The 24,432-nt window shown below is 59.7% G+C and carries 24 protein-coding genes and 1 pseudogene; 17 read left to right on the top strand and 8 right to left on the bottom strand.

The features are described 5' to 3' along the window. Positions 1-40 precede the first annotated feature (40 nt). Positions 41-1,570 (top strand): UxaA family hydrolase, encoded by a 1,530-nt coding sequence (locus DQ393_RS29095; RefSeq protein WP_112345129.1) that lies wholly within the window; start codon positions 41-43, stop codon positions 1,568-1,570. Positions 1,571-1,581: 11 nt separating this feature from the next. Here the strand turns inward: DQ393_RS29095 and DQ393_RS29100 are convergent, their stop codons facing one another. Next, positions 1,582-2,577, bottom strand: coding sequence for a GntR family transcriptional regulator (locus tag DQ393_RS29100; protein WP_112345130.1), 996 nt, complete (start codon positions 2,575-2,577; stop codon positions 1,582-1,584). 124 nt (positions 2,578-2,701) lie between these two features. Here DQ393_RS29100 and DQ393_RS33930 point away from each other — a divergent pair. The 3 genes and pseudogenes from DQ393_RS33930 to DQ393_RS29115 form a co-directional block, all read left to right on the top strand. Further along, positions 2,702-2,830: pseudogene (locus tag DQ393_RS33930) on the top strand (proline racemase family protein); the annotation flags it as partial. A gap of 26 nt (positions 2,831-2,856) precedes the next feature. Continuing rightward, positions 2,857-3,843 (top strand): GlxA family transcriptional regulator, encoded by a 987-nt coding sequence (locus DQ393_RS29110; RefSeq protein ID WP_112345131.1) that lies wholly within the window; start codon positions 2,857-2,859, stop codon positions 3,841-3,843. Between the two features lie 50 nt (positions 3,844-3,893). After that, entirely contained in the window at positions 3,894-4,241 is a 348-nt protein-coding gene (locus DQ393_RS29115) for a DUF488 domain-containing protein (RefSeq protein WP_112345132.1), read from the top strand. Between the two features lie 76 nt (positions 4,242-4,317). On the opposite strand, the gene DQ393_RS29120 is transcribed toward DQ393_RS29115, so the two are convergent. The 3 genes from DQ393_RS29120 to DQ393_RS29130 form a co-directional block, all read right to left on the bottom strand. Then, positions 4,318-4,593: a DUF6522 family protein gene (locus DQ393_RS29120; RefSeq protein ID WP_112345133.1), complete on the bottom strand. Its 276-nt coding sequence runs from the start codon at positions 4,591-4,593 to the stop codon at positions 4,318-4,320. A gap of 175 nt (positions 4,594-4,768) precedes the next feature. Then, positions 4,769-5,890 (bottom strand): HPP family protein, encoded by a 1,122-nt coding sequence (locus tag DQ393_RS29125; protein ID WP_112345134.1) that lies wholly within the window; start codon positions 5,888-5,890, stop codon positions 4,769-4,771. Between the two features lie 52 nt (positions 5,891-5,942). Next, positions 5,943-6,848: a LysR family transcriptional regulator gene (locus tag DQ393_RS29130; protein WP_112345135.1), complete on the bottom strand. Its 906-nt coding sequence runs from the start codon at positions 6,846-6,848 to the stop codon at positions 5,943-5,945. A 174-nt stretch (positions 6,849-7,022) separates the two neighbouring features. On the opposite strand from DQ393_RS29130, the gene DQ393_RS29135 reads away from it, so the two are divergent. Both DQ393_RS29135 and DQ393_RS29140 read left to right on the top strand, forming a co-directional pair. Continuing rightward, a complete protein-coding gene (locus DQ393_RS29135; RefSeq protein WP_348628030.1) occupies positions 7,023-7,643 on the top strand; it encodes a 5-formyltetrahydrofolate cyclo-ligase in 621 nt (206 codons plus the stop codon). A gap of 183 nt (positions 7,644-7,826) precedes the next feature. Further along, complete coding sequence (locus DQ393_RS29140; protein ID WP_145644276.1) at positions 7,827-8,141, top strand: hypothetical protein; 315 nt, start codon at positions 7,827-7,829, stop codon at positions 8,139-8,141. Positions 8,142-8,260: 119 nt separating this feature from the next. Here the strand turns inward: DQ393_RS29140 and DQ393_RS29145 are convergent, their stop codons facing one another. The 4 genes from DQ393_RS29145 to DQ393_RS29160 form a co-directional block, all read right to left on the bottom strand. After that, entirely contained in the window at positions 8,261-9,181 is a 921-nt protein-coding gene (locus DQ393_RS29145) for a dihydrodipicolinate synthase family protein (RefSeq protein WP_112345138.1), read from the bottom strand. An 81-nt stretch (positions 9,182-9,262) separates the two neighbouring features. Further along, positions 9,263-9,976: a FadR/GntR family transcriptional regulator gene (locus DQ393_RS29150; protein ID WP_112345229.1), complete on the bottom strand. Its 714-nt coding sequence runs from the start codon at positions 9,974-9,976 to the stop codon at positions 9,263-9,265. A gap of 270 nt (positions 9,977-10,246) precedes the next feature. After that, positions 10,247-11,557 (bottom strand): MFS transporter, encoded by a 1,311-nt coding sequence (locus tag DQ393_RS29155; protein ID WP_112345139.1) that lies wholly within the window; start codon positions 11,555-11,557, stop codon positions 10,247-10,249. A 166-nt stretch (positions 11,558-11,723) separates the two neighbouring features. Next, positions 11,724-11,930 carry a KTSC domain-containing protein gene (locus tag DQ393_RS29160; RefSeq protein ID WP_112345140.1) on the bottom strand — a complete coding sequence of 69 codons (207 nt, stop codon included), beginning with the start codon at positions 11,928-11,930 and terminating at the stop codon, positions 11,724-11,726. A 351-nt stretch (positions 11,931-12,281) separates the two neighbouring features. Here DQ393_RS29160 and DQ393_RS29165 point away from each other — a divergent pair, with 351 nt between their 5' ends. The 11 genes from DQ393_RS29165 (at position 12,282) to DQ393_RS29215 (ending at position 24,411) form a co-directional block, all read left to right on the top strand. Next, the gene (locus tag DQ393_RS29165) at positions 12,282-13,268 is read left to right on the top strand and encodes a BMP family protein (RefSeq protein WP_112345141.1); all 987 of its coding nucleotides are present in this window, start codon (positions 12,282-12,284) and stop codon (positions 13,266-13,268) included. A gap of 14 nt (positions 13,269-13,282) precedes the next feature. Next, positions 13,283-14,707 carry an amidase gene (locus tag DQ393_RS29170; RefSeq protein WP_112345142.1) on the top strand — a complete coding sequence of 475 codons (1,425 nt, stop codon included), beginning with the start codon at positions 13,283-13,285 and terminating at the stop codon, positions 14,705-14,707. Next, on the top strand, positions 14,704-16,230 hold the full coding sequence (locus tag DQ393_RS29175; protein WP_112345143.1) for an ABC transporter ATP-binding protein: 1,527 nt from the start codon (positions 14,704-14,706) through the stop codon (positions 16,228-16,230). The genes DQ393_RS29170 and DQ393_RS29175 overlap by 4 nt, the downstream gene beginning before the upstream one ends. Beyond that, complete coding sequence (locus DQ393_RS29180; RefSeq protein WP_112345144.1) at positions 16,220-17,269, top strand: ABC transporter permease; 1,050 nt, start codon at positions 16,220-16,222, stop codon at positions 17,267-17,269. The genes DQ393_RS29175 and DQ393_RS29180 overlap by 11 nt, the downstream gene beginning before the upstream one ends. Further along, a complete protein-coding gene (locus tag DQ393_RS29185; protein ID WP_112345145.1) occupies positions 17,266-18,207 on the top strand; it encodes an ABC transporter permease in 942 nt (313 codons plus the stop codon). The genes DQ393_RS29180 and DQ393_RS29185 overlap by 4 nt, the downstream gene beginning before the upstream one ends. A 15-nt stretch (positions 18,208-18,222) precedes the next feature. Further along, positions 18,223-19,515, top strand: coding sequence for an amidohydrolase family protein (locus DQ393_RS29190; protein WP_112345146.1), 1,293 nt, complete (start codon positions 18,223-18,225; stop codon positions 19,513-19,515). Between the two features lie 181 nt (positions 19,516-19,696). Further along, positions 19,697-20,581, top strand: a complete 885-nt coding sequence (locus DQ393_RS29195; protein ID WP_112345147.1) for a dihydrodipicolinate synthase family protein — start codon at positions 19,697-19,699, stop codon at positions 20,579-20,581. Positions 20,582-20,602: 21 nt separating this feature from the next. Then, positions 20,603-21,262, top strand: a complete 660-nt coding sequence (locus DQ393_RS29200; protein ID WP_112345148.1) for a GntR family transcriptional regulator — start codon at positions 20,603-20,605, stop codon at positions 21,260-21,262. Positions 21,263-21,321: 59 nt separating this feature from the next. Next, the gene (locus DQ393_RS29205) at positions 21,322-22,653 is read left to right on the top strand and encodes an ABC transporter substrate-binding protein (protein ID WP_112345149.1); all 1,332 of its coding nucleotides are present in this window, start codon (positions 21,322-21,324) and stop codon (positions 22,651-22,653) included. Then, positions 22,653-23,588: a carbohydrate ABC transporter permease gene (locus DQ393_RS29210; RefSeq protein WP_112345230.1), complete on the top strand. Its 936-nt coding sequence runs from the start codon at positions 22,653-22,655 to the stop codon at positions 23,586-23,588. The genes DQ393_RS29205 and DQ393_RS29210 overlap by 1 nt, the downstream gene beginning before the upstream one ends. Before the next feature lies 1 nt (position 23,589). Further along, positions 23,590-24,411: a carbohydrate ABC transporter permease gene (locus DQ393_RS29215; protein ID WP_112345150.1), complete on the top strand. Its 822-nt coding sequence runs from the start codon at positions 23,590-23,592 to the stop codon at positions 24,409-24,411. Positions 24,412-24,432: the final 21 nt, after the last annotated feature.

The raw sequence follows: 24,432 nt of genomic DNA on the forward strand, positions 1-24,432 counted from the left end.
TGCTAGCAATAGACATTAATCCAACCATACGGAATTTCTCATGTCCGCCGTTTCGCCTGTCATCCTGCTCAATCCCATCGACGATGTCGCGGTTGCCCGCGTGATGATCCGCGCCGGCAGCGCCACCGGCATCGACGGCTTGATTGCTGCAGACCAGATCCCGCGCGGCCACAAGGTTGCAGTCCGCGACATCCAGTCGGGCCAGGAAATCCGCAAATTCGGCCAGCCGATCGGCGTTGCGACGCAGTTCATTCCGGCCGGCGGCCATGTCCATCTGCAGAACCTGGCAGTCATCGAATCCGAACACCCCTACCAGTTCAGCGTCGATATCGAAGAGACGGGCATGCTGCCGCGCGAGGACTGTCGGACCTTCATGGGCTTCGATCGCGGAGCAGGCGGTGTCGGCACGCGCAACTTTATCGGCATCATCACCACGGTGAACTGCTCTGCGACCGTCTCAAAATATATCGCCGAGCATTTCAATCGCACCGGAGGCCTGGACGGCTTCGACAATGTCGACGGCGTGGTGGCACTGACCCATGGCGGCGGTTGCGCCATCAATACCCAGTCTGAAGGCTATCGCTATCTCGCCCGCACCCTGCAGGGTTACGCCCGTCATCCGAATTTCGGCGGCATCCTGATGATCGGCCTTGGCTGCGAAACCAATCAGATCGCGCCCATTCTCGAACATTACAAGCTCGAGGAAGGAAACCGGCTGCGCACCATGACGATCCAGGATCTCGGCGGTACCCGCAAAACGATCGCGGCTGCTTCGGAAATGATCAAGGACATGTTGCCCGAGGTGAACTCAGCCAAGCGCACCGTTCAGCCCCTCTCGGGCATCAAGCTCGCCCTGGAATGCGGTGGCTCCGATGGCTATTCGGGAATTTCGGCCAATCCGGCGCTCGGCTATGCCTCCGATCTTCTCGTGCGCAATGGCGGTACATCGGTTCTGGCGGAAACGCCGGAGATCTATGGCGCGGAACATCTGCTGACGCGCAGAGCGGTCACGCCCGCAGTCGCCGAAAAGCTGCTCTCCAGAATTGATTGGTGGCGCGATTATACCCGCCGCAACGGCGCGGAACTCAACAACAACCCATCCTACGGCAACAAGCTCGGCGGATTGACGACCATCCTCGAAAAGTCGCTCGGTGCGGTCGCCAAGGGCGGCTCCATGCCGCTGAAGGCCGTCTACGAATATTCGGAGATCGTCGATGAACCCGGCTTCGTCTTCATGGATACCCCCGGCTACGATCCCGTTGCCGTCACCGGCCAGGTGGCCGGCGGCTGCAATGTGATCTGCTTTACCACCGGCCGGGGATCGGTGTCCGGATTCAAACCGGCACCCTGCGTCAAGATCGCCACCAACACCGAGATGTACAACCATATGCGCGAGGATATGGATATCAACTGCGGTGACATCGTCAGCGGCGACGACACGATCGAGGCGGCCGGCGAACGGATCTTCGAGGAAATCATCGCTGTCGCCTCCGGCAAGAAGACGCTGAGCGAAACCTTCGACTATGGCGACAATGAATTCGTTCCCTGGCAGGTCGGCGCCATTACCTGACGCCGTCAAAATCAGGTGATGAAGCTGTATTCGTCCGGCTGGTAGTGCTCGCGGATATAGGCGGCACGCGCCTGCACATTAGGCTGCGAATTGCTTATGTGATCGCGCATGGCTTTCCGCAGCCCTTGTTCGTCGCGCTTTTGCACCATCTCGAACACGCCGATATGTTCCGCAAGAAACGGCTCATGGTCCGGCCTCTTGATGCGACTACCGACGATGTGCTTGCTCAACGTCAGGATACAATGCGTCCGCTTCAGAATATTCAGGAATTCCTTGTTCGGACAGGCCTGCAGGCTGCGCAGATGAAGATCGAGCTCGAGTTCGTACATTGTCGAGGCCGTGACATCGGGATAATCCGCAAGCGCCTGCGACAGCCGCGCAAGCATCGCCTCGACGTGGTCGCTGGAAAGTCCATCCAAGGCGCTGGCGAGCGCCACCGGCTCGATCTGCTCGCGAACCTCATATAGGTCGCGGATGCGCTGAGCGTCGAGCGGTACGATCGACCAGCGAAAATTGTCGTCCTTCTCGGTAATGCCGAGCGTCTCGAGCTTTAGCAGCACATCGCGCGCCACCCCGCGCCCGACGCCGAAATGCCGCGCCAATTCGTTTTCATTGATGCGATAACGACCGAAGACGGAGCGATGGACGACGATGCGCTCGACATCTTCATAAAGCGCCTGCCAGGCAAATGCGGGCCTGCCGCTGTTTTCATCAAGCAAGTTGCCGAGATAATTGTCGAGCTTAACCCGTTTCGGCGGTGTTCCCGGCACCCCGACAATAAAGCCTCGGCCATCGAACCGGGCGATAAGACCATCCTCAAGCAGCAGCTGCAGCGCCTGGCGCACCGGCGCGCGGCTGCTGCCGACCAGGCCGGCAAGTGCCGCCTCCGTCACCACAAGTCCATCCGGCACGGCTCCCGCCAAGATCTCGGCCTTCAATCGCCCGTGAAGCTCCTCATAGAGCCTGGTCTTGCGCAGACCGCTGCTCTCCAAATGCGATACGCTCATATCGTTCCATGTTTCATCAAACGGACTACCATCATCGCTATCCACATTGCCTATTCAAAAAGGGAACGGCAATCCAATAGAGGCGCCGCCCGCTCCAAGCGGATCAAATCGTGCGAATTCGAGAGCCGAGGCCGACATCGGGCACTTCAAGGGCATCAAGCCGAGCGTTAGCGGATGCGCGCGGATCGTCGGTCACAATACGATCTTCGTCGACGATCGTTATCCCTTGGCGTATGGTTTCCAGATCAAGTAGAAGGGCTTGATCAGGCGAGGCATTAGATGAAATCCGGCAAGCATGAATTGAAGCATGGTCCTTTGAAGGTCGGATTTATTCTCGCGCGATCGTTTACCCTTTCCGCCTTCGCGCTGTTTATCGATACGCTAAGACTGGCGAGCGATGAGGCCGATAAGTCCGGCAGGGTCCTGGCCGACTGGCAGTTGTTGGGTAGCACACGGCATCTCATCACCTCCAGCTGCGGGGTTCAGGTCGCACCGACATCGGACTTTATCGAGCCGCGGGAGTTTGACTACATCGTCGTGGTCGGTGGACTTTTGAACACGGACATCACGATAGACAATCAGACCGCCGATTATTTGAAGAAGGCCGCGGCTCAAAAAATCCCGCTCATCGGCGTTTGCACCGGCACCTTCATTCTGGCGCGCCTCGGCCTGATGAAAACACACCAGACCTGCGTCAGCTGGCTGCACTACCAGGCCTATCGAGAGCAATTTCCCGACAATCCGGTTCGTTCCGACCGCCTGTTCAATCTCGATCGCAGCCGCGGATCGTGTGCCGGCGGAAGCAGCGCTGCCGATATGGCGGCCTTCCTTGTCAGACGGCATATCAGCAGGGATGCCGAACGAAATGCTCTAGAAGTGCTGCAGATCGAGCGGGCTCGATCCGGCCTGGATATCCAGCCGCGCAAGCCGCTCGCCATCGAATGCCAGGACCCGCGTCTGAAAGCCGTGCTCATCACCATGGAAAGCCATATCGAGGACGTCGTGCCGACCGAAGATCTTGCCGCGTCCGTCGGCCTGTCTCGGCGACAACTCGAGCGCCTATTCCTGGAGGAAATGAAGACGTCTCCCGGAGCTGTCTACACGCGCATTCGCATGGAGCGCGCCAAGCAACTGGTTCTTCAGACGCAGGCGCCGCTCATCGAAATTGCACTTGAAGTGGGCTTTGACAGTGCGTCGCACTTTGCCAGATTGTTCCGAAGGCTATTTGGGCAATCACCGACGGAGCTACGCCGCGCACAGGCATAAGATGCCTGTGGCGTTCTCGTGGCGACATCTGCTGAAGGCGGAGATCCGATATGTCCGTGCGCATCAAGCGAATTTATGAACCTGCAGACAAGCATGACGGCAAGCGTATCCTTGTCGACCGATTATGGCCCCGCGGCATAGCCAAGAGCGATGCCCATATCGACGTCTGGCTGAAGGACGTCGCACCAAGCGCTGATCTGCGGCGGTGGTTCGCTCACGATCCGAACAAATGGAACGAGTTTCGCCATCGCTATCAGGATGAACTCAAGAAGAACGCCAAAGCGGTGGATCAGCTTAAAGACGAGATCGGACAATCGACTGCGACGCTTCTTTACGGTGCGAAAGACAGCGAGCACAATCACGCCATCGTGCTCGTGGATTTCATCACCAAAGACTAAAGCAGCGCAACATTCGTCCGTGACGGAGCGATCCTGTGGGAAGGCCCGTAGGATTTCGACCCAGGCTGCGGTTGCGTCAAGGGGCCGGCGGTCGCGCACCCATATGCAGAAATGTCATCTCCTCGTGCCGAACCCTGTTATCGTCGTCCAGAACAGCCCGCCATATCCGGTTGCCAAGTCGCAGGGACAGGCGCCTGGTGCCTTGATGATCCGCCGTGCCCACCTCGACGCAAGAGGAGATCGCACCGCGCTGCATGTAGCGGCGGAACTCGCTGAGCGATAGCCCGAAACGTTCGGCGATCTCGAAGGAATCGACGATGAAGTCTCCATTTTGTGCGCGCTCGACGAACATATTCCTGCCCATTCTTCGGATCCGCAATCATCTTCAATAATGGAGAATGATTTATAATTGTCATTCTTTAAATGGAAATTTAGCACGCATCGAAGGCGTCCACCTCCGATAGACGCGTCCGAAGGTTACGCGAAAACGCTTCAAAAGCTGCTCGCCCAAAACTTTCTCGTCTACTTCATGCGACCACTTGCGCTGGAGTGCCCCTGGTCGGCAGAAGCCGGGCCATGGCACTCAAAAGATCCGTCTGCGATATCAGGCCAAGGACGCGCCAGTCGGCATCGACGACGATGACCGCATGCGTGCGACCATCCGTCAGAACGGGCAACAGCGACAAGGCGGGATCCGCGGCATCTGCCACGGCCGGTTTCGATGCGGAACCTATGATAGTATCCGAACTTTCCGAAAGTTCGCGAAGGCCGACCGTGCCGATCAGGCGGCCTTCCCGGTCCTTCACCGGCAAGGTGCGGATGTTGTGCTTCAGGAGAAGATGCCGTGCATGATCCGGCTCGGCATCCTCGCTGATGGCGATGACATCGCGCGACATGATATCGGCGCAGCTTATGTCGCCATGCGATCGTACCGCCGCCTGCAATTCGACCTGCCGCAGGAGGCGGCCGAGGTCTGCCCGATCGATGTCGAAGGTCTCGTCGAGCTCGTCCAGGGCTGCATCGACGTCCTCCTCGCGAAAGCCCACCCGCAAGGGCGGCGGCAGATCGCGTGTCTGATGGATGTTTTCGGCCGGCTTTGCGACCACATGCGGATAATTCCGCCCGGAGAGTTTGTGAAACACCAGCCCGAGGCCGACGAGTATGCAGGAATTCAGGGCGACCGGCACGAAAGGAAACAGGAAGCCCCAGCCGGCAACCACCGGCCCGCCGAGAACGGCGGTCAAGGCAGCCGCGCCGCCCGGCGGATGCAGGCATCGCGTAAACGACATCGCCCCGATCGCAAGCGAGACACCGACCCCGATCGCGATGATCGGATCACGGATGAAATAGGCTGCAATGATACCTATCATGGCGGAAATGGTGTTGCCGCCGATGATCGACCAGGGCTGGGCAAGCGGGCTTGCCGGAACCGCAAAAAGCAGCACCGCGGACGCCCCCATCGGGGCGACGATAAGCGGAAGATGCGGCCCCTGCCCGAAAAGATAACCGCTGATGACGCCGGTAAGACCGATACCGATCAAAGCGCCGAGGCAGGCAATCAATCGCTCGCGTAAGGTTGCTCCGGCAAGGATCGGCGAAAACAAGCGGAACCGGTTGGATCCGGCCTTTTGAGACTCTTGATGCTGCATGATGAAACCAGTTTTCCGGAAGCGTATTTCGTGGCTGGGCGACAGAATTTGATTAGTTCGGCACCAGTCGAGAGCCCTTGCCCCTGGTGGCGCTAAGGACCTCATGAAACGCATTGAAGGCGCTCGGGCGATCATTTTTGCGGAAAATAAGCATCGTGTCGACCGCGGCCAGTTGATGTGTCGCTGATGTCATCGGCCAGTGCATGAGATCAAGGACCGATTTCGGTATGACACCGGCAGCATTGCCGGTCGCCACACTTGCCAGGATGGCATGATAGGAGCCGAGTTCCGTCGTCGGCAAGGTGCTCGATTTGCGCGCCCAGCTCTCGGCAATCCGCCGATAGGTGCATCCGGGTTCCAGGGCCGCAATCGATCCGACCCGCAGGTCGGCGGCCGACCGGATTGAGGAATGCCCGGACGGCAACAGCAGCAACAGATCCTCGACAAAGACCGGTGCGGCCTCGAGTTGTCTGAGCTCGGCCCCAAAACCCGCATCGTCATCCAGCATGGGTTTTGGCGGCAAGGCGATCAGCGCGCAGTCCAGAACGTCATTCAGAACATCCCGGGCAAGGTCACGCGAGGCGCCAAGGGTCAGTTGGAGCGATACATTCGGCCACATGCGATTGAATTGGCTGAGCGCCGCGGGCAGCCGGCTTGCAGCCGTGCTTTCCATCGTTCCGACCCGCAATGTGCCCGATGGAAGCACGGGCCTGACCGCTTGGCGCGCTTCAAGCGCCAGTGCGGCAAGTCGATTGGCATAGATCTGGAACGTCTCGCCTTCTTTCGTCAGCGTCATCTTCTTGCCGTCGCGGCTGAAGAGCAGGACGCCCAGATCCTCCTCCAGCTGCTGGATGCGTGTCGTCACGTTCGATGGCACGCGACCGACAGCCTTCGCAGCCTTTGTCACGCTGCGATCACTGGCGACGGCCAGGAATATCTCGATCGATGAGAGGTCCAATGAAAAGATCTCGATTCAGGAATTAAGCTGCCCTATCATTCCCTATATAAAAATCATTCTCATAGCTCAAGCATGTTTCGATATCGAGTGGGACGGAGCGTTAAGGAGCGGATGGTAAAATCAGATCGACATCAACCGGACGAAGAATCTCGTGAATACGCATCTCCCGCCTGTATGCTGCACGACGTCGACCCGGCTTATAGCGGCATCCCATCAAGCGAGAACCGAATCCTGGATATCTCTGCGTGGCGAAAAGCGGAGCGGCAAAGGCTGATCGACGATCGGAAAGCCCTGCCGGTGGCAGAGCGCGAGGAATATACGCGTTCGATTGCAGCCCATCTCGATCAGGTCATTCCCGACATCGCCGATAAACATATCAGCCTGTTTTGGCCGTTTCTCGGAGAGCCGGACCTCCGGGGATGGATGGCGGCCGCAACAGCTCGTGGCGCCGTGTGTCTGCTGCCTGTTGTCGTCGCCAAGGCGAAACCCTTGATATTCCGCTCGTGGAGAATGGGGGAGCGACTTGAACGCGGAGTATGGAACATTCCGGTTCCGGCCGGCGGCAGGCAAGCCGTTCCGGATATCGTCATTGCACCTCTGGTCGGTTTCGATCCACATTGCTTCCGTCTTGGCTATGGAGGCGGATTTTTTGACAGAACCCTTGCCGCCCTCGATCGCAAGCCGCTGACCATCGGGGTCGGCTTCGAATCGCAGAGGATCGAAACCATCCATCCGCTTCATCACGATATTCCGATGGATGTCATCATCACGCAAAACGGAGCGCGCTGTCGGTGATCCCTGATCATATGGGATTTTGAGCCCGTCAGTCCTGCCGGAGTGCTGAACGGAACGGCAGATCGCCGCCCAAACGGGCAACCATTCATGCCGGCATGACGTTTGGGCCGGACGGATCGCCGCCTGCAGTCGTTGGCACATGAATTGCGTCTCTTTCATCGCCCACTGCAAGAGACGATATTCATGCTGCCCATTCTTCTACCGCTGCTTTTGAGCATTTCCCTCGGTTTGAGCTGGAACAGGTTCCTGCTCACATTTACGAGCGGCGGCGAAGGTCTGCAAAACCAGATGCCGGTCACGATGGTCGCAGCCGCGGTGAGCCTCTCCGCCCTTGCACTGTCTATCGCCGACAAAGGGCTTCTGCTGGGAGGCGCTATCATCCTGCTCGGCCTGACGCTTGCGGCCATCAGCAAGAGCCTCTCCCATCCGGTCGCCATTGTGGCGCTGTCCGCCATCAGCCTTGCAGCCTACCTACAGTTTACGGTGCACGCGCCCTAACCGCGGCCGCCGGCGTGAGACGTTGACGGAATGCGTCTCGAGGCAGCATCACTCATCAAATCAGCATGAGTGTATGTCGCGCGCATTCCCGCCGCCAGCGGTTGTGCCGATGCCGCGAGTCAGCTGGTAGAAAGCTCGCCTGCTTCCCGCCAGGTACGAAGCAGGGCAAACAGTTCCTCGCGATCCTTCTGATCGAGGCTTGGCAACCCCGGAACACGAACGGGGCCGACATTCAGGCCGGAGAAAGTGACCGCTTCCTTGACGACCGTGACATTGGCGCCGCTGCGAAACTTCGTGCGCATACGCTCGAAAGGCTCGAGCGTGCTGACGATCGCACGGGCAGCAGCAAAGTCCCCCTTTGCCAAGGCATCGAGAACGGCAAGCGAAAGCTTTGGTGCGACATTGACGAGGCCGGAGGTGAAGCCGCGTGCACCGGCGGCTGCAAATGACGGAGCCCAGCTTTCGGCCAGGCCACAGACGAACAGCGCGCCATTCGGATCGGAGGCGGCGATCGCCCGCGAAAGCAGCATCAGATCCGTCGTCGCGAACTTGATGCCGGCAATATTGCCGTGGCCGGCCAAGCGAACCATGTCGTCGACGCTGAAACCTTCGGCACGGACATAGGCGACGAGCGGCAGGGGCGATGCTTCCGCAAGATCGCGGAAATAGTCGATCTGAGAAGCGGGTGCGGCAAACGGATCCACCGGCTGATGCGACATGACGGCGGAAGCGCCGATCGAGGCGGCATCCCTGGCCATCTGGATCGCCTCGCGCAGGGAACGGCCGATTGCCGCCGTCACCGGTGCCTTGCCATCGACGCCCTTTATCGCAGCTTCGTGGACGCGGCGGATTTCTTCAGGCGTCAGCGCATAGAACTCACCGGTATTGCCTGCCGCGACGATGTTGTAGATGCCGGCCGCTGCCACGCGCTGGTAGACCTGAGCGGTCATGCGCGGTTCCACTTCGCCATTTGCATCATAGGCCGTGACCGGAACGCCAGATACGCCAGTCAGCGCCCGCCGCATGGTTTCGATGCTCATATTCCTACCCTTCGTCATCCATCGAGGCGCAAGCGGGAAGCTTCAAAAAGTAGATCGCCTCGCCTTATCTCATTCAATATTCTAGACGCCTTTGAACATGCGGGCGCGTGCATTCAAGATGTGTCGTTTCATGGCGTCATGCGCTTCGGCATCCTGCCGCGCAAAGATCGCCTGAACGATCACCGCATGCTCATCCTGCACACTGCGGATCTGCTCCGGAGTCCGCTTGAGACTGAGGCTGCGTGTCACCGAATGACCGATGGCGAAGTGCGGCCTGAACAATTCGCGGGCGGTGACATGGAACTGGTTGCCGGTGGCGATCGCAATCGCATCGTGCAATTCCTGATCCTCTTCCGCGCCGAGCCGGCCCTCGCGAAGACACTGTTCGATCTTTTGAAGCGCTGCGGTGATCCGTTCCTTGTCATCAGCCTGCCAGTTGCGTGCCGCTAGCTCGGCGGCTTCCGCCTCGAGCCCCGCTCGAAATTCGAAAAAGCGCTGGACGTCGGCGAGCGATCCTACGGGCACCATTTTCAGGACTGAGGAATCCGGCCTTTGGCGCACATAGGAACCGGACCCTTTGCGCGACACGATCAAGCCATCGGCACGCAGCCGCTCCAGCGCATCACGCACGACAGGCCGCGACGCACCGAACATCTCCGCGAGCCTGGCTTCCGCCGGCAATCTTTCGTTCACCGCAAACTGTCCGTCGGCGATCATCGCGACAATCCTCTCATAGATGATGTCGCCGAAGCGCGTCGCGCCTGCACCGGAATCGTTGGCGACGGAGAGTTTCATCATCATCCTTTGTGAAGGCCGACTAGCGATAAGGCATAGCGCATTTCCCGTGCGTCAGAGCTACTAAATCTGTAAAAATCTGTCAACTCCTGTAATTATCTGGGAGCGTAATATGGTCTTGCCGCTGCGCCAGAGGGATGCGATGGCGACGGGTGGCAGCCCGTCGTATCGGCATTTCCATGATGATGGTGCCAGCAGCCGCGCGAGAAATCAGGACGGCCGTCAGGCCGCCCTCTCATTTGAAGGATGCTCTTGCTTGAATAATCGCAATCACTTCATGCCGGCCGCATTTGGAGCACCAAGACCGTCCCGCCGCGGCGTGCGTGGCACCATGCGCCCGATGATGAAAACAAGCAGCGCGGCAGCCAGCAGGCAAGCGGCAAGGAAGAACATCGGCGCTATCGTGCTTCCGGTGGAATCCTTGATCCACGGGACGACGTTCTGGGCGATGAAGCCGCCAAGATTGCCAACGGAATTGATCGCGGCAAGGCCGGCTGCGGCGCCAGCGCCCTGAAGGAAGCGCGACGGCAGGCTCCAGAAGACCGGCTGGCCGGCGAAGATGCCGGCGGCCGCAATGCAGAGGAAAGCAAATTGCAGCGTATGATCGGGAATGACGGCGGATAAGACCAGGCTTATGGCACCGATCAAGGCAGGGATGACGATGTAGGGCGTTTTCGATTCGGCCTTGTCCGCCGCTGCCGGCACGGCGTAAAGGGCGATCGCGACCAGAAGCCAGGGAATGATGTTGAGAAAACCGTTCGTTGTGTTGCTCACACCGAAATTCTTGACAATGGTCGGCAGCCAATAGCTGAGCCCATAGGCGGCCAGCGGAAAGCCGATATAGCAAAGCGCCATCAACAGCACGCGCGGATTGACAAGCGCCTTGAAGCCGTCGGCGGCATTTTGCTCCATGGCCGAATTTTCGACCGCGAGCCGATCTTCAAGCCAGGTCTTTTCCGCGTCGTCGAGAAAGGTCGCCTTGGCAGGCAGATCCGGCAGATAGAACAGGGTGACGAAACCGGCAATGATCGCGGGAATGCCAGTCACCAGGAAGACCCATTGCCAGCCGGCAATACCATAAAGTCCATTGAGATCCAGCAGCACGCCGCCGAGCGGCGCGCCGATCGCATTGGCAAAGGCGCTGAAGATCATGAAGAGCCCGACCATGGTGCCGCGATAGGCCGAAGGATACCAAAGGGTCAGCAGATAGAGTACGCCGGGGAAGAAGCCCGCCTCGCAGGCGCCGAGCAGGAAGCGGAGAATATAGAACATGGTGGCATTCTGCGTATAGGCGAGCGCGACCGTCACCGCGCCCCAGGATATCAGAATGCGCGCGAACCATCTGCTCGCTCCGAACCTGTCGAGAAGCAGGTTGCTCGGTACTTCGAAGATGAAATAACCGATAAAGAACAGCGAGGCGCCGAGACCATAAGCATATTCGCTCATGCCGAGATCGCCGACCATCTGCAGCTTTGCATAACTGACATTCTGGCGATCGATATAGGCAATCAGATAAAGGATCCCGAGGAAGGGCATGAGCCTCCAGGTGATCTTGGATATAAGTTGCTTTTCATCAATCACGCCGCGTCCTCCCTGGGAGATGGTTCTGATCGATGTAGATAGCGCAACTCTTCGTTTATCAATGCATTGATGGATAAGCCTGGCCATCGCCTATGGAGCTTGTGGCCGGAGAGCAACAAGTCAGCCGGCGTCTTCAAGGCAAGACAGCCGGCTCTGAACTCTCGTCTCAAGCCACGCGTTCGAACTGGGTGCGGATATGCTCGATATAGTGCTGGCCCGGTGAAGGTGCCTTCACCATGGCAATTGCGGCCTTCTGCGGAACGCCGGTAAACTGACGCTCCTCGCCGTTCTTAAAGCGGATGTAAAGCCGCCCATCATCGGGGCGGAAGAAAACGGATTTAATGATTTTTGACGAAACTGGAAGCTCTTGCATGGATCACCCTACCCTTTGGTTCCGTTATCGCACGAAATCCAAAACATTGAGTGAAGTGAGCTAGTTAATGAAGAATACAGTTGTATCAGCAGATTTTATCGATTGCCACGCCGGATCGGCTCTTTTGGTCAGGAATCCTCAGCGTAGAGCCAATTTGTATGGCGCCAAGCAACAACCGGCGATGGCCTGCAGGACGATCGAATAACGGCCGCACGGACTGTCTATCAATATATGTGACGAGCAAGCATGGGGGCGCTTTCGCATATTATTTGAGCATGCCTGTTGCTTGACACTTTTTTAGCCCCCTTCTATGGTTTTTACCAAATGATCAAAAAGCAGGGGAACTGAAAAATGACCAATGAAATCATACTGTCACGCCGTGCCGTCATAGCCTCCGGCATTGCCCTTGGCGTCAGCGCGCTGGCGCCGGCCGCACGCGCTGCCGCACCCCTCAAGGTGGCGGGCATCCATGCCTCGCCGGTCGAAAACGCCTGGAACTCCTGTCTTCACAAGGCGCTCCAGGACGCGGCCAAGGAAGGCGTTATCGAATACGTCTTTTCCGAGGGCGTTTCCGGCACGGACTATCCGCGCGCCATGCGCGAATATGCCGAACAGGGCAACAAGCTGATCATCGGCGAAGCCTATGCCGTGGAGAAGGAAGCGCGTCAGGTCGCCGCCGATTATCCGGATACCGCCTTCGTTCTCGGCTCCAGCGGCGAAGCAGCCGGCAGCAATTTCGGTGTCTTCGGCACCTGGAACTATGACGGCGCCTATCTCGCCGGCATGCTGGCGGGTAAGATGACCAAGTCGAACGTCGTCGGCTCCGTTGGAGCAATCCCGATCCCAGAGGTCAATATGCTGATCAATGCCTTTGCCGCGGGCGTCAAAGCGGTCAATCCGGATTGCAAGCATCTCGTCTCCTTCATCGGAACCTTCTTCGATCCTCCAAAGGCACGCGAAGCCGGTCTCGCGCAGATCGATGCCGGCGCCGACATTCTCTTCGGTGAGCGGATCGGCACGGCCGATGCCGCCAAGGAGCGCCACATCAAGTCGGTGGGATCGCTGATCGATTATACACCGCGCTATCCCGAAACCGTCTTTGCCAATGCCATGTGGTACTTCCGCCCCATTCTCAATGCGGCGATCGCCGATGTCGCCGCCGGCAAGCCGGTTGGCCGCAACTACACGGCCTACGGCCTGATGAAGGAAGGCGGCAGCGACATCGTCTATGTGAAAGGCGTCGCACCGGCAGAGGCCGAAGCTGCAATGGAGAAGGTTCGTGCCGACATCAAGGCCGGCACCTTCGAAGTGCCGAAGGTAGCGGATCAACCGAAGTAATCCTTCGGTCGATCATGACCAGCCCATCATTCGCCGATGCCACGGAGCTTACTGGCGCGATCAAGTCCGGCAAGCTTACCTGTGTGGATGCCATGCAGGCAGCGCTTGCCGCCTGCGCCAAGCAGGATGAGCTTGGCGCCATTACCTATCTAAATCCAGAGGCGGGACTTGCCGCAGCGCAAGTCTTGGATCAGGAGGCATCGGAATATCCAGAGCGCTTTGCGCTGCGGCCATTCGCAGGCGTGCCGACGGTTGCCAAGGATCTCGGCGGCCCCTTCCCGGGGCTACCGGTGACCGCTGGCTCGCGCCTGTTCGCCCGCACGGGTGAAGGAGCAGATAGCGATTTGGCTGGCCGCTTTCGCGACGGTGGCCTTTGCGCCTTCGGCTTGAGCACCAGCCCGGAATTCGGCTTCTCACTCGCATCCGAACCGGCAATCGGCCCGATCTGCCGAAATCCCCTGGACCAAGACAGAACCGCCGGCGGCTCTTCGGGCGGTGCGGCGGCCGCAGTCGCCGCCGGTATCGTTGCGATCGCGCATGCGACGGATGCGGGCGGCTCGATCCGCGTGCCGGCCGCTTGCTGCGGCCTTGTCGGACTGAAGCTGACACGCGGCGCCGTGCCCGCCGGCCCCTCCTTCGGCAATCATCTCGGCGGCATCGCGAGCGAATTGGCCGTCACCCGCTCGGTACGCGATACCGCACGGATATTCGATGTCGTGCGAGGTCGAACGCGAGGACCGTTCGCGGATATCGCTCAACTCCCGGCCAAGACCGGTAAGCTTCGCGTCGGACTCCTTGCAGACACCGGCCAGCGTTACGCAATCGAACCAGATCGGGCCCAAGCGGTGGAAGCAGCGGCCAGTTTCCTCGAAAGCCAGGGAAACGAACTGGTATCCATCCGTTGGGGTGAGGTGGAAAGTGCCGTTCAAGCCAGCGCCCGTGCCTTTGGCGATATCATTTCCGTCAATATCGCCAGCCTGATTGACGATCTCGAACTGGACACGCGCCTTGCAGAGACGATGACGCAAGCCTTCATCATGCGCGGACACGCCATGCCGGCAACCGCCCTTTGGAACTCCCTCAATGGCGCCGTCAGGGCAAGCCGTATTCTGTGGGATGTCTTCGACAGGGTCGATGTCGTCGTCATGCCGATGCTCGCCTCTGCACCACCGCCCATCGGGTCCTTTCCGACGGATCATTCGGACACGGAATTGCACCTCGAACGCATGACGTCCTTTGCCCCTCTTGCCGCGCTCGCCAATATTTCCGGTTTTCCGGCCATCACACTTCCCTTCGGCGAAGATGGAGAGGGATTGCCGCTGCCGGTCCAGCTGATGGCACCCATGGGTGAGGATAAGCTGTTGCTGCAGCTTGCATCCGTGCTCGAGGCCGAGCAACGTTGGCAGCATCGCTTCCCGATTGCAGGCTTTCCGGCATGACCATTCCTGTCCTTTCCATTGAAGGTGTCAGCAAACGCTTCGGCAGCACGATTGCCAATGACGATATCTCGCTGTCCTTGGCAAAGGGCGAAATCGTTGCCCTGCTCGGAGAAAACGGCGCTGGCAAGACGACGCTGATGAGTATCCTCTTCGGGCACTATGTGCCCGATAGCGGCCGCATCCTGATCGGCAATATGGAACTGCCGCAGGGCAAGCCGCGCGCAGCGATCCGGGCCGGCGTCGGCATGGTGCATCAGCATTTCTCGTTGGCGCCGAACCTGACGGTACTCGAGAATATTATGACGGGTACCGAAGGGCTTTGGTCACTCAAGTCTCAAACGGGTGCGGCCCGCAACAAGCTCCTGGCGATCTCCGAGCGTTTCGGCCTGAAGGTCGACCCCGATGCGCGCCTTGGTGATCTCTCCGTCGGTGAGCAGCAGCGGGTGGAGATCCTCAAGGCACTCTACAATGATGCGCGCATCCTGATCCTCGACGAGCCGACCGCCGTTCTGACCCAGATCGAGGCGGAAAAGCTCTTTTCGACGTTGAAGCAGATGGCAGCACAAGGCCTGTCTTTGATCTTCATCTCGCACAAGCTCGATGAAGTCATGGCCACGGCCGATCGTATTGTCGTCCTGCGCGGCGGCAAGGTCGCGGCCGAAAGACAGGCATCTCAGACCAGCAAGGCCGAGCTTGCCGAGTTGATGGTCGGACATCGTGTCACGCGCCCAACTCGCGAAACGTCGAAGCCGGGCGACATCGTGCTCGAAGCTCGCGATATCACCGTCAAGAACGGTGGCGTCGAACGGCTGAAAAAGATCAGCTTCCATGTCCGGGCAGGCGAGGTTCTGGGGATCATCGGCGTATCGGGCAACGGCCAGGCGACCTTGGGGCAAATCCTGTCCGGCATGTCGAACCGCTCATCCGGCGAACTTCTTCTGTTCGGCAAGCCCGTCGGCGATCTCGACGTTGCCGCGGTCATCGATGCCGGCATCGGACGCATCCCGGAAGACCGAAACCGTGATGGTGCGATCGGCGAAATGGCGATCTGGGAAAATGCCGTGCTCGAGCGCCTGTCTTCCTATTCGAAGCATGGCCTCGTCGATAAAAAGGCCGGCATGGCCTTTGCGCAGGAGATCATCGAGGCATTCGACGTGCGCGGCGGCGGTGCTGCGACACGCACCCGGCTATTATCGGGCGGCAACATGCAGAAGCTGATCCTCGGCCGCAATCTCCATGAGCGACCACGCATCCTGATCGCCGCGCAGCCAGCGCGCGGATTGGACGAAGGCGCCGTCGCCGCCGTTCACGGGCGTATTCTGGAAGCGCGCCGGCAAGGCACCGCCGTCCTGTTGATTTCGGAGGATCTGGATGAAGTGATTGCCCTGGCCGATCGCATCCAGGCCATCGTCGGCGGCCGGCTTTCGGCCCCGATCGATGCCGGCGAGGCCGATGCGCGCCTGCTGGGACTGATGATGGCCGGAGAATGGAAAGACAAGAGCGGGACAGAACATGCGATTTGAACGGCGCGAACACCGCCCACTCTACATGATGGCCCTGGCTCCCCTGCTTGCAATCATCGCAGCACTCGCGCTCGCCGGCATCCTGATCGCGATTGCCGGCGCACCTGTCCTGGAAGCCTATCGCCGGATTCTGCTTGGAGCCTTCGGCTCCAGGCTTTCGGCAACGGAGACGCTGACTCGCGCGACGCCATTGATCCTGACGGGATTGGCCGCCGCAGTCGCCTTTCGCGCCCGCCTGTGGAATATCGGCGCCGAGGGGCAATTCTATTTCGGTGCCATTGCCGTTGCGGGCTTCGGGTCGAAAATGCTCGCCGGCCTGCCCGGCCCGATCCTCATTCCGCTATTGATGGTGATCGGCGCTATTGCCGGCATGGTCCTGATCCTCGTGCCGCTGTGGCTGCGGCTGCGCTTTTCCGTCGACGAAGTCGTCACCAGCCTCATCCTGAATTTCATCGCCGTTCTCTTCGTCTCCATGCTGATCGACGGCGTGCTGAAGGACCCCACGGCATTCGGCTGGCCGCAATCCCAGGCACTTGGGGATCACGCCATGCTGCCCAAGCTGATTGCGCGATCGCGCCTTCATATCGGTTTTGCAATTGCGATCGTCATTGCGGCGCTCGTCTATTTCGTTCAGTCGCGCACCGTTTTCGGCATGCAGTCGCGGGCGGCAGGTCTCAACCCGTCAGGCGCTGTCTTTGCCGGCGTTCGCCTTGGCTCGACGCTCGTCAAGGTCGCCTGTCTTTCGGGTGGGCTTGCCGGCCTTGCCGGCGCGATCGAAGTGATGGGTGTCAAAGGTTACGTCACGACCGATCTGTCCCCCGGGTTCGGCTATGCCGGCATCGTCGTCGCCATGCTTGCAAACCTCAACCCGCTCGGCGTCGTCCTTGCGGCGATCTTCACCGCCACGATGTTCGTCGGCGCCGATGGCATGAGCCGCAGCCTCGGCATTCCCACGTATATTGCCGACGTCACGGTCGCCCTGTCGCTACTGACCATGCTGATCGCCTTGTTCTTCACGCAATACAGGATCCGCCGATGAACACGCTGGTCGACATCATTGCATCGGCCGGGCTTTGGGCCGCCGTGCTGCGGATTGCGACACCCTTGATCTTCGGCACGCTCGGCGCGCTTCTTTGTGAACGCGCCGGCGTTCTCAATCTCGGCATCGAGGGCATCATGACCTTTGGCGCGATGATCGGCTGGCTCTCCGTCTATCATGGCGCGGATTTATGGACCGGTCTTCTGATTGCGGCAATCGCTGGCGGTATTTTCGGGCTTCTGCATTCGGCCCTGACAGTGACGCTTGGCCTGTCGCAGCATGTCTCCGGCCTCGGCGTGACGCTTTTTGCATCCAGCTTCAGTTACTACGTCTTCCGGCTGATCGTTCCGGTTGCCGGAACACCGCCGACCATCACGCCGTTCCAGCCGATCGCGATCCCCGGGCTTTCCACCCTGCCCTTCATCGGCCCGGCTCTCTTCACGCAGACCGCCCCGACCTATCTCGCGATCCTGGCGGCACTGGTCATGGCCTATCTCATCTTCCGCACGCCGGTCGGACTTGCGATCCGCATGACGGGTGAAAATCCGCATGCGGCCGAGGCGCAGGGCCTTAACCCGACGAGGATCCGCTATGGCGCCATCATCGCCGGCAGTGCTCTGATGGGCATGGGCGGCGCCTTCCTGACGCTTTCCGCCTTCAACAGTTTCTTTCCGACGATGGTGCAGGGCCGCGGCTGGATATGCATCGCGCTCGTCGTCTTTTCGTCCTGGCGGCCGGGTCGAGCGCTGTTCGGCGCCCTGCTCTTTGCCTTCTTCGACGCTTTCCAATTGCGCCTGCAAACAGCGGTGCAGGGTGTGCCCTATCAGCTCTTTCTGATGACGCCATACATTCTGTCCATTGTTGCCCTTGCCGTCATGAGCAGGCGCGCCCGCGTGCCGCAGGCGCTGATGCAACCCTATCGCCGTGGCGAAAGATAATCCGAGGAGCCGTTCATGTTCGATCTGATCATTCGCAATGCCAATCTGCCCGATGGTCGCAAGCGCATCGACATCGCGGTCAAGGATGGCAAGATCGCAGCAATCGAAGCCTCGATCGCCGCGGAGGCGAAGGAAGAGATCGATGCGACCGACCGGCTGGTGAGCCCGCCCTTCGTCGACCCGCATTTCCATATGGACGCGACGCTTTCGCTTGGCCTGCCACGCATGAATATATCAGGCACGCTTCTGGAGGGCATCGCACTTTGGGGGGAATTGCGCCCGATCGTGACGAAGGAGGAGCTTGTCGAGCGCGCGCTACGCTATTGCGATCTCGCCGTCACACAAGGACTGCTGTTCATCCGTAGCCATGTCGACACTTCCGATCCTAAGCTGGTGACGGCCGAGGCGCTTCTGGAGGTGAAGGACAGGGTCAAGCCCTATATCGACTTGCAGCTTGTCGCCTTCCCGCAGGATGGCTATTATCGCGCCAAAGACGGCGTGGCTTCCCTCTCACGCGCACTCGACATGGGCGTCGATATCGTCGGCGGCATTCCGCATTTCGAGCGCACGATGGATGAGGGCAGAGCCTCCGTCGAGGCGCTCTGCAGGATCGCCGCCGATCGCGGCCTTCCCGTCGACATGCATTGCGACGAAACCGACGATCCGATGTCGCGCCACATCGAAACGTTGGCGGCAGAAACCATTCGTTTCGGGCTGCAGGGCCGCGTTGCCGGCTCGCACCTGACCTCGATGCATTCGATGGACAATTACTACGTCTCCAAGCTCATCCCCCTCATGGCGGAAGCAAGGATCAACGTCATTCCCAACCCGCTGATCAACATCATGCTGCAGGGCCGGCACGACACTTATCCCAAGCGACGCGGCATGACGCGCGTGCGCGAACTGATGGATGCCGGGCTCAACGTCTCCTTCGGCCATGATTGCGTGATGGACCCCTGGTATTCGATGGGCTCGGGCGACATGCTTGAGGTCGGCCATATGGCCATCCATGTCGCACAGATGGCCGGCATCGAAGACAAGAAGAAGATCTTCGATGCGCTCACCGTCAACTCCGCCAAGGCGCTCGGCCTTGAAGGCTATGGCCTGGAAAAGGGCTGCAATGCCGATTTCGTCGTGTTGCAGGCCATCGACACGCTGGAGGCGCTGCGCCTGAAGCCCAATCGCCTCGCCGTCATCAAGCGCGGCAAGGTCATCGCCCGCTCCGCGCCGCGCATCGGTGAACTCTTCCTCGATGGCCGGCCTTCACGGATAGATGGCGGGCTCGATTACGTTCCTGTGCGGAAATAGCGCTGGCTGTTGACAGTCGGAACCATTGCGAACCAACACGCGCCGCATCGGACGTGGTCGCAGCGGCCGATTATGCTCCCTGTACGATCATGGCGTCCTTATGCATGACTAAATGAATCGACGCTTTACAACTAACATGTCAGTGTGCTACGCAGTGATCCTACAAGATCGGGAGGATCGGATGAAAGAAAGTTTCGGCCTGTCGGCCGCCCTGGCAACGCCCTTTGATGCGGATGGTGAGATCGCGATCCCGGGCGTGATTGAGCAGGCGAAGCATTGTCTGGCCAATGGCTGCAAAAGCGTCACGCTCTTCGGCACGACAGGCGAAGGGGCCTCCATCGGCATGCAGGAGCGCAAGCAGGTTCTGGCCGCCATGATCGCCGCCGGCATCGCACCTGAGCAGATCGTCATGGGCGTGCTCGTCGATGCTGCCGAGGATGCGGCAGCTCAAGCTGGGCAGGCACTGGCGCAGGGCGTCCGCAATATTCTTCTTGCCCCGCCCTCCTACTTCAAGAACGTCAGCGACGATGGCCTCTTTAAATGGTTTTCGGCCGTTTTCACCATGCTCGGCACGCATGCCCGCGACGTGATCGTCTATAATATTCCCTCGGTGACGATGGTACCGCTCTCCATTTCCCTCGTGGGTCGCCTGCGCACGGCGTTTCCGGATGTCGTTGTCGGCGTCAAGGATTCCTCTGGCGACTGGCCCTATACCGAGGAACTGCTGAAGACGCATGGCGATCTCATCATTCTGATCGGCGATGAACGGCATCTGGCGCGCGGTGTGCGCCTCGGCGGACAGGGAGCCATTTCCGGCATGGCGAACCTCCTCCCCCGCGAGGTCCAGGCCATGGCGGAAAAGGGCATCGACGACGCCAATGTCGAGCGTTTCGTCGAAGAGCTGCTGAACTATCCAGTCATCCCCTCGATCAAGGCCATTCTCACCCGGTTGACCGAGGACGACAGCTGGCTTGCCGTGCGCCCGCCGCTCGTGGCATTGAACAGCCGAGATTCCGATACGCTCTTTACTGCCTTCGGTGCGCTGTTTCGCGCCGAGGCAGCCTAACCGAACAGTCCGGAGCTGCCGATGGACGGACCAGGCGAACAGACGACGTTGAGAGAGAAAGCCTATGAGAGCTTCACGCGCCATCTCTTGGCGCGCGACGTTCGGCCTGGGCAATTCATCTCGCAGCGGCGGCTGGTCGAGCTGACGGGACTGACGCTCGGTGCCATCCGCGAACTGATCCCGCGCCTGGAAGCCGAAGGATTGATCAAGACGGTGCCGCAGCGCGGACTACAGATCGCTCATATCGATCTGGACCTAATCCGCGAGGCCTTCCAGCTCCGTCTTTTTCTGGAAAAGGAAGCCGTCGCGCTGTTCACCTATTCGGCGTCGGATGAGACGATTGCTAAGCTTTTGAAGGACCATCGCGATATCGCGGATGCGATCCGGGCCGGCGACAGCTCGCAGGAACTCGAGCTTCACGCGCAATCGGTGGACTGGGGCATGCATGATGCCTTCATCGATGCGCTCGGCAATACGATCATCTCGAACGCCTATCGGGTCAATTCGATCAAGATGCGGCTGATCAGCCAGGACAGGTTTCGCATCAACGGCCATGTCGGACCGGTCATGGAAGAGCATCTGAAGGTGCTTGAGGCCATTCAGCGACGATCGGCCGAAGAGGCGGTTGCCGCTCTCGTATCGCACATCGGCGGAGCACGGGATCGCGCATTGAAGATGTAAAAAACCTTGGATAACGGGCCGCGAATGAGGAGATTTTCGGCCAAAGGAGGAGGAACGCAATGTCATCGTCATTTTTCAACCCGACACGTCGCGGCTTCATGGCCGGCACCGCCGCACTCGGCGCGGCAAGCCTTCTCGGTGTCCGCACCGCTTCGGCAGCCGTCGACTGGAAGCGCTTTTCCGGCACGACGCTCGAAGTCAATCTGGTCAAGAGCCCGCGCAGCGAGACGATCCTCAAATATCTAAGCGAGTTCGAGGCGCTGACGGGCATCAAGGTCAATGCCGAGGCGACTCCGGAACAGCAGCAGCGCCAGAAGACCACGATCGAGCTCAGCTCCGGCAAGCCGAGCTTCGACGTCGTGCATCTGAGCTACCACGTCCAGAAGCGCCAGTTCGAAAAGGGTGGCTGGCTTGCCGATATCAGCGGCTTCATGAAGGATCCGTCGCTCACCGATCCGTCGCTGACGGAAAGCGATTTCGCCGAGGCCGGCCTGAAATTCGCCAAGGATTCCTCTGGTGTTATGCGCTCCTTGCCCTTCTCGGTCGATTACTGGATCGTCTACTGGAACAAGACCCTGTTCGAGAAGAAGGGCCTCGCCTATCCGCAGACCTTCGAGGACATGGTCAAGGCCGCCGAGGCGCTGACCGACAAATCGACCAACACTTACGGCTTTGTCGCGCGCGGCCTTAAGAACGCCAATACACCGGTCTGGACGGCCTTCATGCTCGGCGAGGGTACAACACCGCTTTCAGCCGACGGCAAGCTGCAGACGGAATCGCAAGGGGCCTTGGATGCTGCAAAGCTCTACCAGCGCCTGATGACGAAATCGGCACCTCCCGGCGTTTCCGGCTTCAACTGGGCGGAAGCGCAATCGGCTTTCCTGCAGGGCAAGATCGGCATGTGGCTCGACGGCGTCGGCTTCGCGCCGCCGATCGAAAATCCTGAAAAGTCCCGCGTCGTCGGCCAGGTCGGCTATGGCATCATGCCGAAGGGGCCGAATGGGCAGGCTGCGGCAACCTTCGGCGACGGTATCGGCGTTACCGCCGCCAGCCAGAAGAAGGAGGCCGCTTACCTCTTCTGCCAATGGGCAATCTCGCACGACATGGGCGCGCGCCTCCTGCAGGCCGGCGCCGGCGTTCCGTTCCGTCAGTCCGTTCTGGAGGATCAGAAGGTCCGCGAAGGCGTGAAAATGCCAGGCGCCTGGCTGGATGCCGTCGCCGGCTCCGCCAAGGTCTCGCAGCTGGCGCTACCTGTCATCATCCCGGTTACCGAGTTTCGCGATATCTACGGCGTCGCGCTGACGAACATGATCGGCGGCGCCGATCCGGCGGCCGAACTGAAGACGGCAACTGCCCAGTTCGAGCCGGTGCTGGCGCGAAGCGAGGGATGATGGCTTCCGTGAGCATTGAAGATACCGCCGCGAAGGCAACCAAAGGAAGGAGCAAGCCGCAAAGGCTTGCTCCCAACTACTGGCCCTTCGTCATTCCCGCGCTGATCGTGATTGCCGCCGTCATCGTCTTTCCCTGGGTCTTCACCCTATGGATGAGCGTGAACAAATGGACGCTCGGCCAATCGCAGAGTTTCGTCGGCTTGGACAATTATATCCGGCTGGCGACCGATGCGCGCTTCTGGGAATCGCTTTGGCACACGGTGCTCTACACCGTGCTTTCCGTCGTCGGTCCCTTGTTCTTCGGGACGTTGGCCGCACTGATCTTCGATGCGAATTTTCCGTTGCGGGGCTTCCTGCGCGGCATCTTCGTGATGCCGATGATGGCAACGCCCGTTGCCGTCGCCCTCGTCTGGACGATGATGTTCCATCCGCAGCTCGGCGTGCTGAACTATCTTCTGTCGATGGTGGGTATCGGACCGCAGGAGTGGATCTACAATCAGTATAGCGTCATACCCTCGCTCGTCCTCGTCGAAGTCTGGCAGTGGACGCCGCTCGTCATGCTGATCGTGCTCGGCGGTCTCGCCTCCATGCCGCGCGAACCCTATGAGAGCGCCGAAATCGACGGTGCCAATGCCTGGCAGAAGTTCCGCTACCTGACGCTGCCGATGATCGCGCCCTTCCTGATGATCGCCGTCATCATCCGCAGCATCGACGCGATCAAGAGCTTCGATATCATCTATGCGATGACGCAGGGCGGCCCGGGAACGGCGTCCGAAACGATCAATATCTATCTCTACAACACCGCGTTTTCCTACTACGACATTGGCTATGGCTCGGCCATGGCAGTGGTGTTCTTCATCGTCATCGTCGCGCTCTCCTTCATCCTCCTGATGATCCGCCAGCGCACGCGGTGGACGGACGCGGAGGGCAACTGACATGAAGCGCTCGACACTCAATCGTATCGGCCTGTTCTTCGTGGCCCTGGTCGTCGTTTCACCAGTCGTCCTGTTCTTCCTCTGGATGATCTCGCTATCGTTGAAATACGAGATCGACAATGGCGCTTATCCGCCGATCCTCATTCCGGATCGCATTGCCTGGACGAACTACGTCAATGTCTTCCAGGAAAACAACTTCTTCCTCTATCTGTGGAACTCCGTTCTGGTGACGGGTGCGGCCACCCTGCTCGCCCTCGTCATCGGCGTGCCGGCGGGCTATGGCATCGCCCGGCTGAAGGCGGAAAAGTCGGCGATCGTCATCATGATCGCCCGCATGACGCCGGGCCTTTCCTTCCTCATTCCGCTGTTCCTGCTGTTCCAATGGCTCAATCTCTTGGGAACGCTCTGGCCGCAGATCATCATCCATCTCGTCGTCACCGTTCCGATCGTCGTCTGGATCATGATCGGTTATTTCGAGACGACGCCGATGGAGCTCGAAGAGGCCGCAAGCATCGATGGCGCGACGCCCTGGCAGGTTTTCCGGCTGGTCGCACTACCGATCGCACGCCCCGGCATCGTCGTCGCCTTCATTCTCTCGGTCATCTTTTCATGGAACAACTTCGTCTTCGGCATCGTGCTTGCAAGCCGCGAGACCCGCACGCTGCCCGTCGCCGTCTACAACATGCTCTCCTTCGAGCAGGTGAGCTGGGGGCCGCTTGCGGCCGCGGCCCTGATCGTCACGCTGCCGGTCCTGGTGCTGACGATGTTCGCGCAACGCCAGATCATCGCAGGACTGACCGCCGGCGCCGTCAAGGGCGGCTGACGATGGCACCCCTTTCTTTCT

The sequence above is a fragment of the Martinezella tropici genome, from assembly GCF_003287875.1.
Classification (GTDB): Bacteria; Pseudomonadota; Alphaproteobacteria; order Rhizobiales; family Rhizobiaceae; genus Rhizobium; species Rhizobium tropici_C.

Bases quoted from the DNA above. Each gene is read 5' to 3' on its own strand.
- DQ393_RS29095 (WP_112345129.1), top strand. From the start codon at position 41: ATGTCCGCCGTTTCGCCTGTCATCCTGCTCAATCCCATCGACGATGTC.
- DQ393_RS29100 (WP_112345130.1), bottom strand. From the start codon at position 2,577: ATGAGCGTATCGCATTTGGAGAGCAGCGGTCTGCGCAAGACCAGGCTC.
- DQ393_RS29110 (WP_112345131.1), top strand. From the start codon at position 2,857: ATGAAATCCGGCAAGCATGAATTGAAGCATGGTCCTTTGAAGGTCGGA.
- DQ393_RS29115 (WP_112345132.1), top strand. From the start codon at position 3,894: ATGTCCGTGCGCATCAAGCGAATTTATGAACCTGCAGACAAGCATGAC.
- DQ393_RS29120 (WP_112345133.1), bottom strand. From the start codon at position 4,593: ATGTTCGTCGAGCGCGCACAAAATGGAGACTTCATCGTCGATTCCTTC.
- DQ393_RS29125 (WP_112345134.1), bottom strand. From the start codon at position 5,890: ATGCAGCATCAAGAGTCTCAAAAGGCCGGATCCAACCGGTTCCGCTTG.
- DQ393_RS29135 (WP_348628030.1), top strand. From the start codon at position 7,023: ATGCTGCACGACGTCGACCCGGCTTATAGCGGCATCCCATCAAGCGAG.
- DQ393_RS29140 (WP_145644276.1), top strand. From the start codon at position 7,827: ATGCTGCCCATTCTTCTACCGCTGCTTTTGAGCATTTCCCTCGGTTTG.
- DQ393_RS29145 (WP_112345138.1), bottom strand. From the start codon at position 9,181: ATGAGCATCGAAACCATGCGGCGGGCGCTGACTGGCGTATCTGGCGTT.
- DQ393_RS29150 (WP_112345229.1), bottom strand. From the start codon at position 9,976: ATGAAACTCTCCGTCGCCAACGATTCCGGTGCAGGCGCGACGCGCTTC.
- DQ393_RS29160 (WP_112345140.1), bottom strand. From the start codon at position 11,930: ATGCAAGAGCTTCCAGTTTCGTCAAAAATCATTAAATCCGTTTTCTTC.
- DQ393_RS29165 (WP_112345141.1), top strand. From the start codon at position 12,282: ATGACCAATGAAATCATACTGTCACGCCGTGCCGTCATAGCCTCCGGC.
- DQ393_RS29170 (WP_112345142.1), top strand. From the start codon at position 13,283: ATGACCAGCCCATCATTCGCCGATGCCACGGAGCTTACTGGCGCGATC.
- DQ393_RS29175 (WP_112345143.1), top strand. From the start codon at position 14,704: ATGACCATTCCTGTCCTTTCCATTGAAGGTGTCAGCAAACGCTTCGGC.
- DQ393_RS29180 (WP_112345144.1), top strand. From the start codon at position 16,220: ATGCGATTTGAACGGCGCGAACACCGCCCACTCTACATGATGGCCCTG.
- DQ393_RS29185 (WP_112345145.1), top strand. From the start codon at position 17,266: ATGAACACGCTGGTCGACATCATTGCATCGGCCGGGCTTTGGGCCGCC.
- DQ393_RS29190 (WP_112345146.1), top strand. From the start codon at position 18,223: ATGTTCGATCTGATCATTCGCAATGCCAATCTGCCCGATGGTCGCAAG.
- DQ393_RS29195 (WP_112345147.1), top strand. From the start codon at position 19,697: ATGAAAGAAAGTTTCGGCCTGTCGGCCGCCCTGGCAACGCCCTTTGAT.
- DQ393_RS29200 (WP_112345148.1), top strand. From the start codon at position 20,603: ATGGACGGACCAGGCGAACAGACGACGTTGAGAGAGAAAGCCTATGAG.
- DQ393_RS29205 (WP_112345149.1), top strand. From the start codon at position 21,322: ATGTCATCGTCATTTTTCAACCCGACACGTCGCGGCTTCATGGCCGGC.
- DQ393_RS29210 (WP_112345230.1), top strand. From the start codon at position 22,653: ATGGCTTCCGTGAGCATTGAAGATACCGCCGCGAAGGCAACCAAAGGA.
- DQ393_RS29215 (WP_112345150.1), top strand. From the start codon at position 23,590: ATGAAGCGCTCGACACTCAATCGTATCGGCCTGTTCTTCGTGGCCCTG.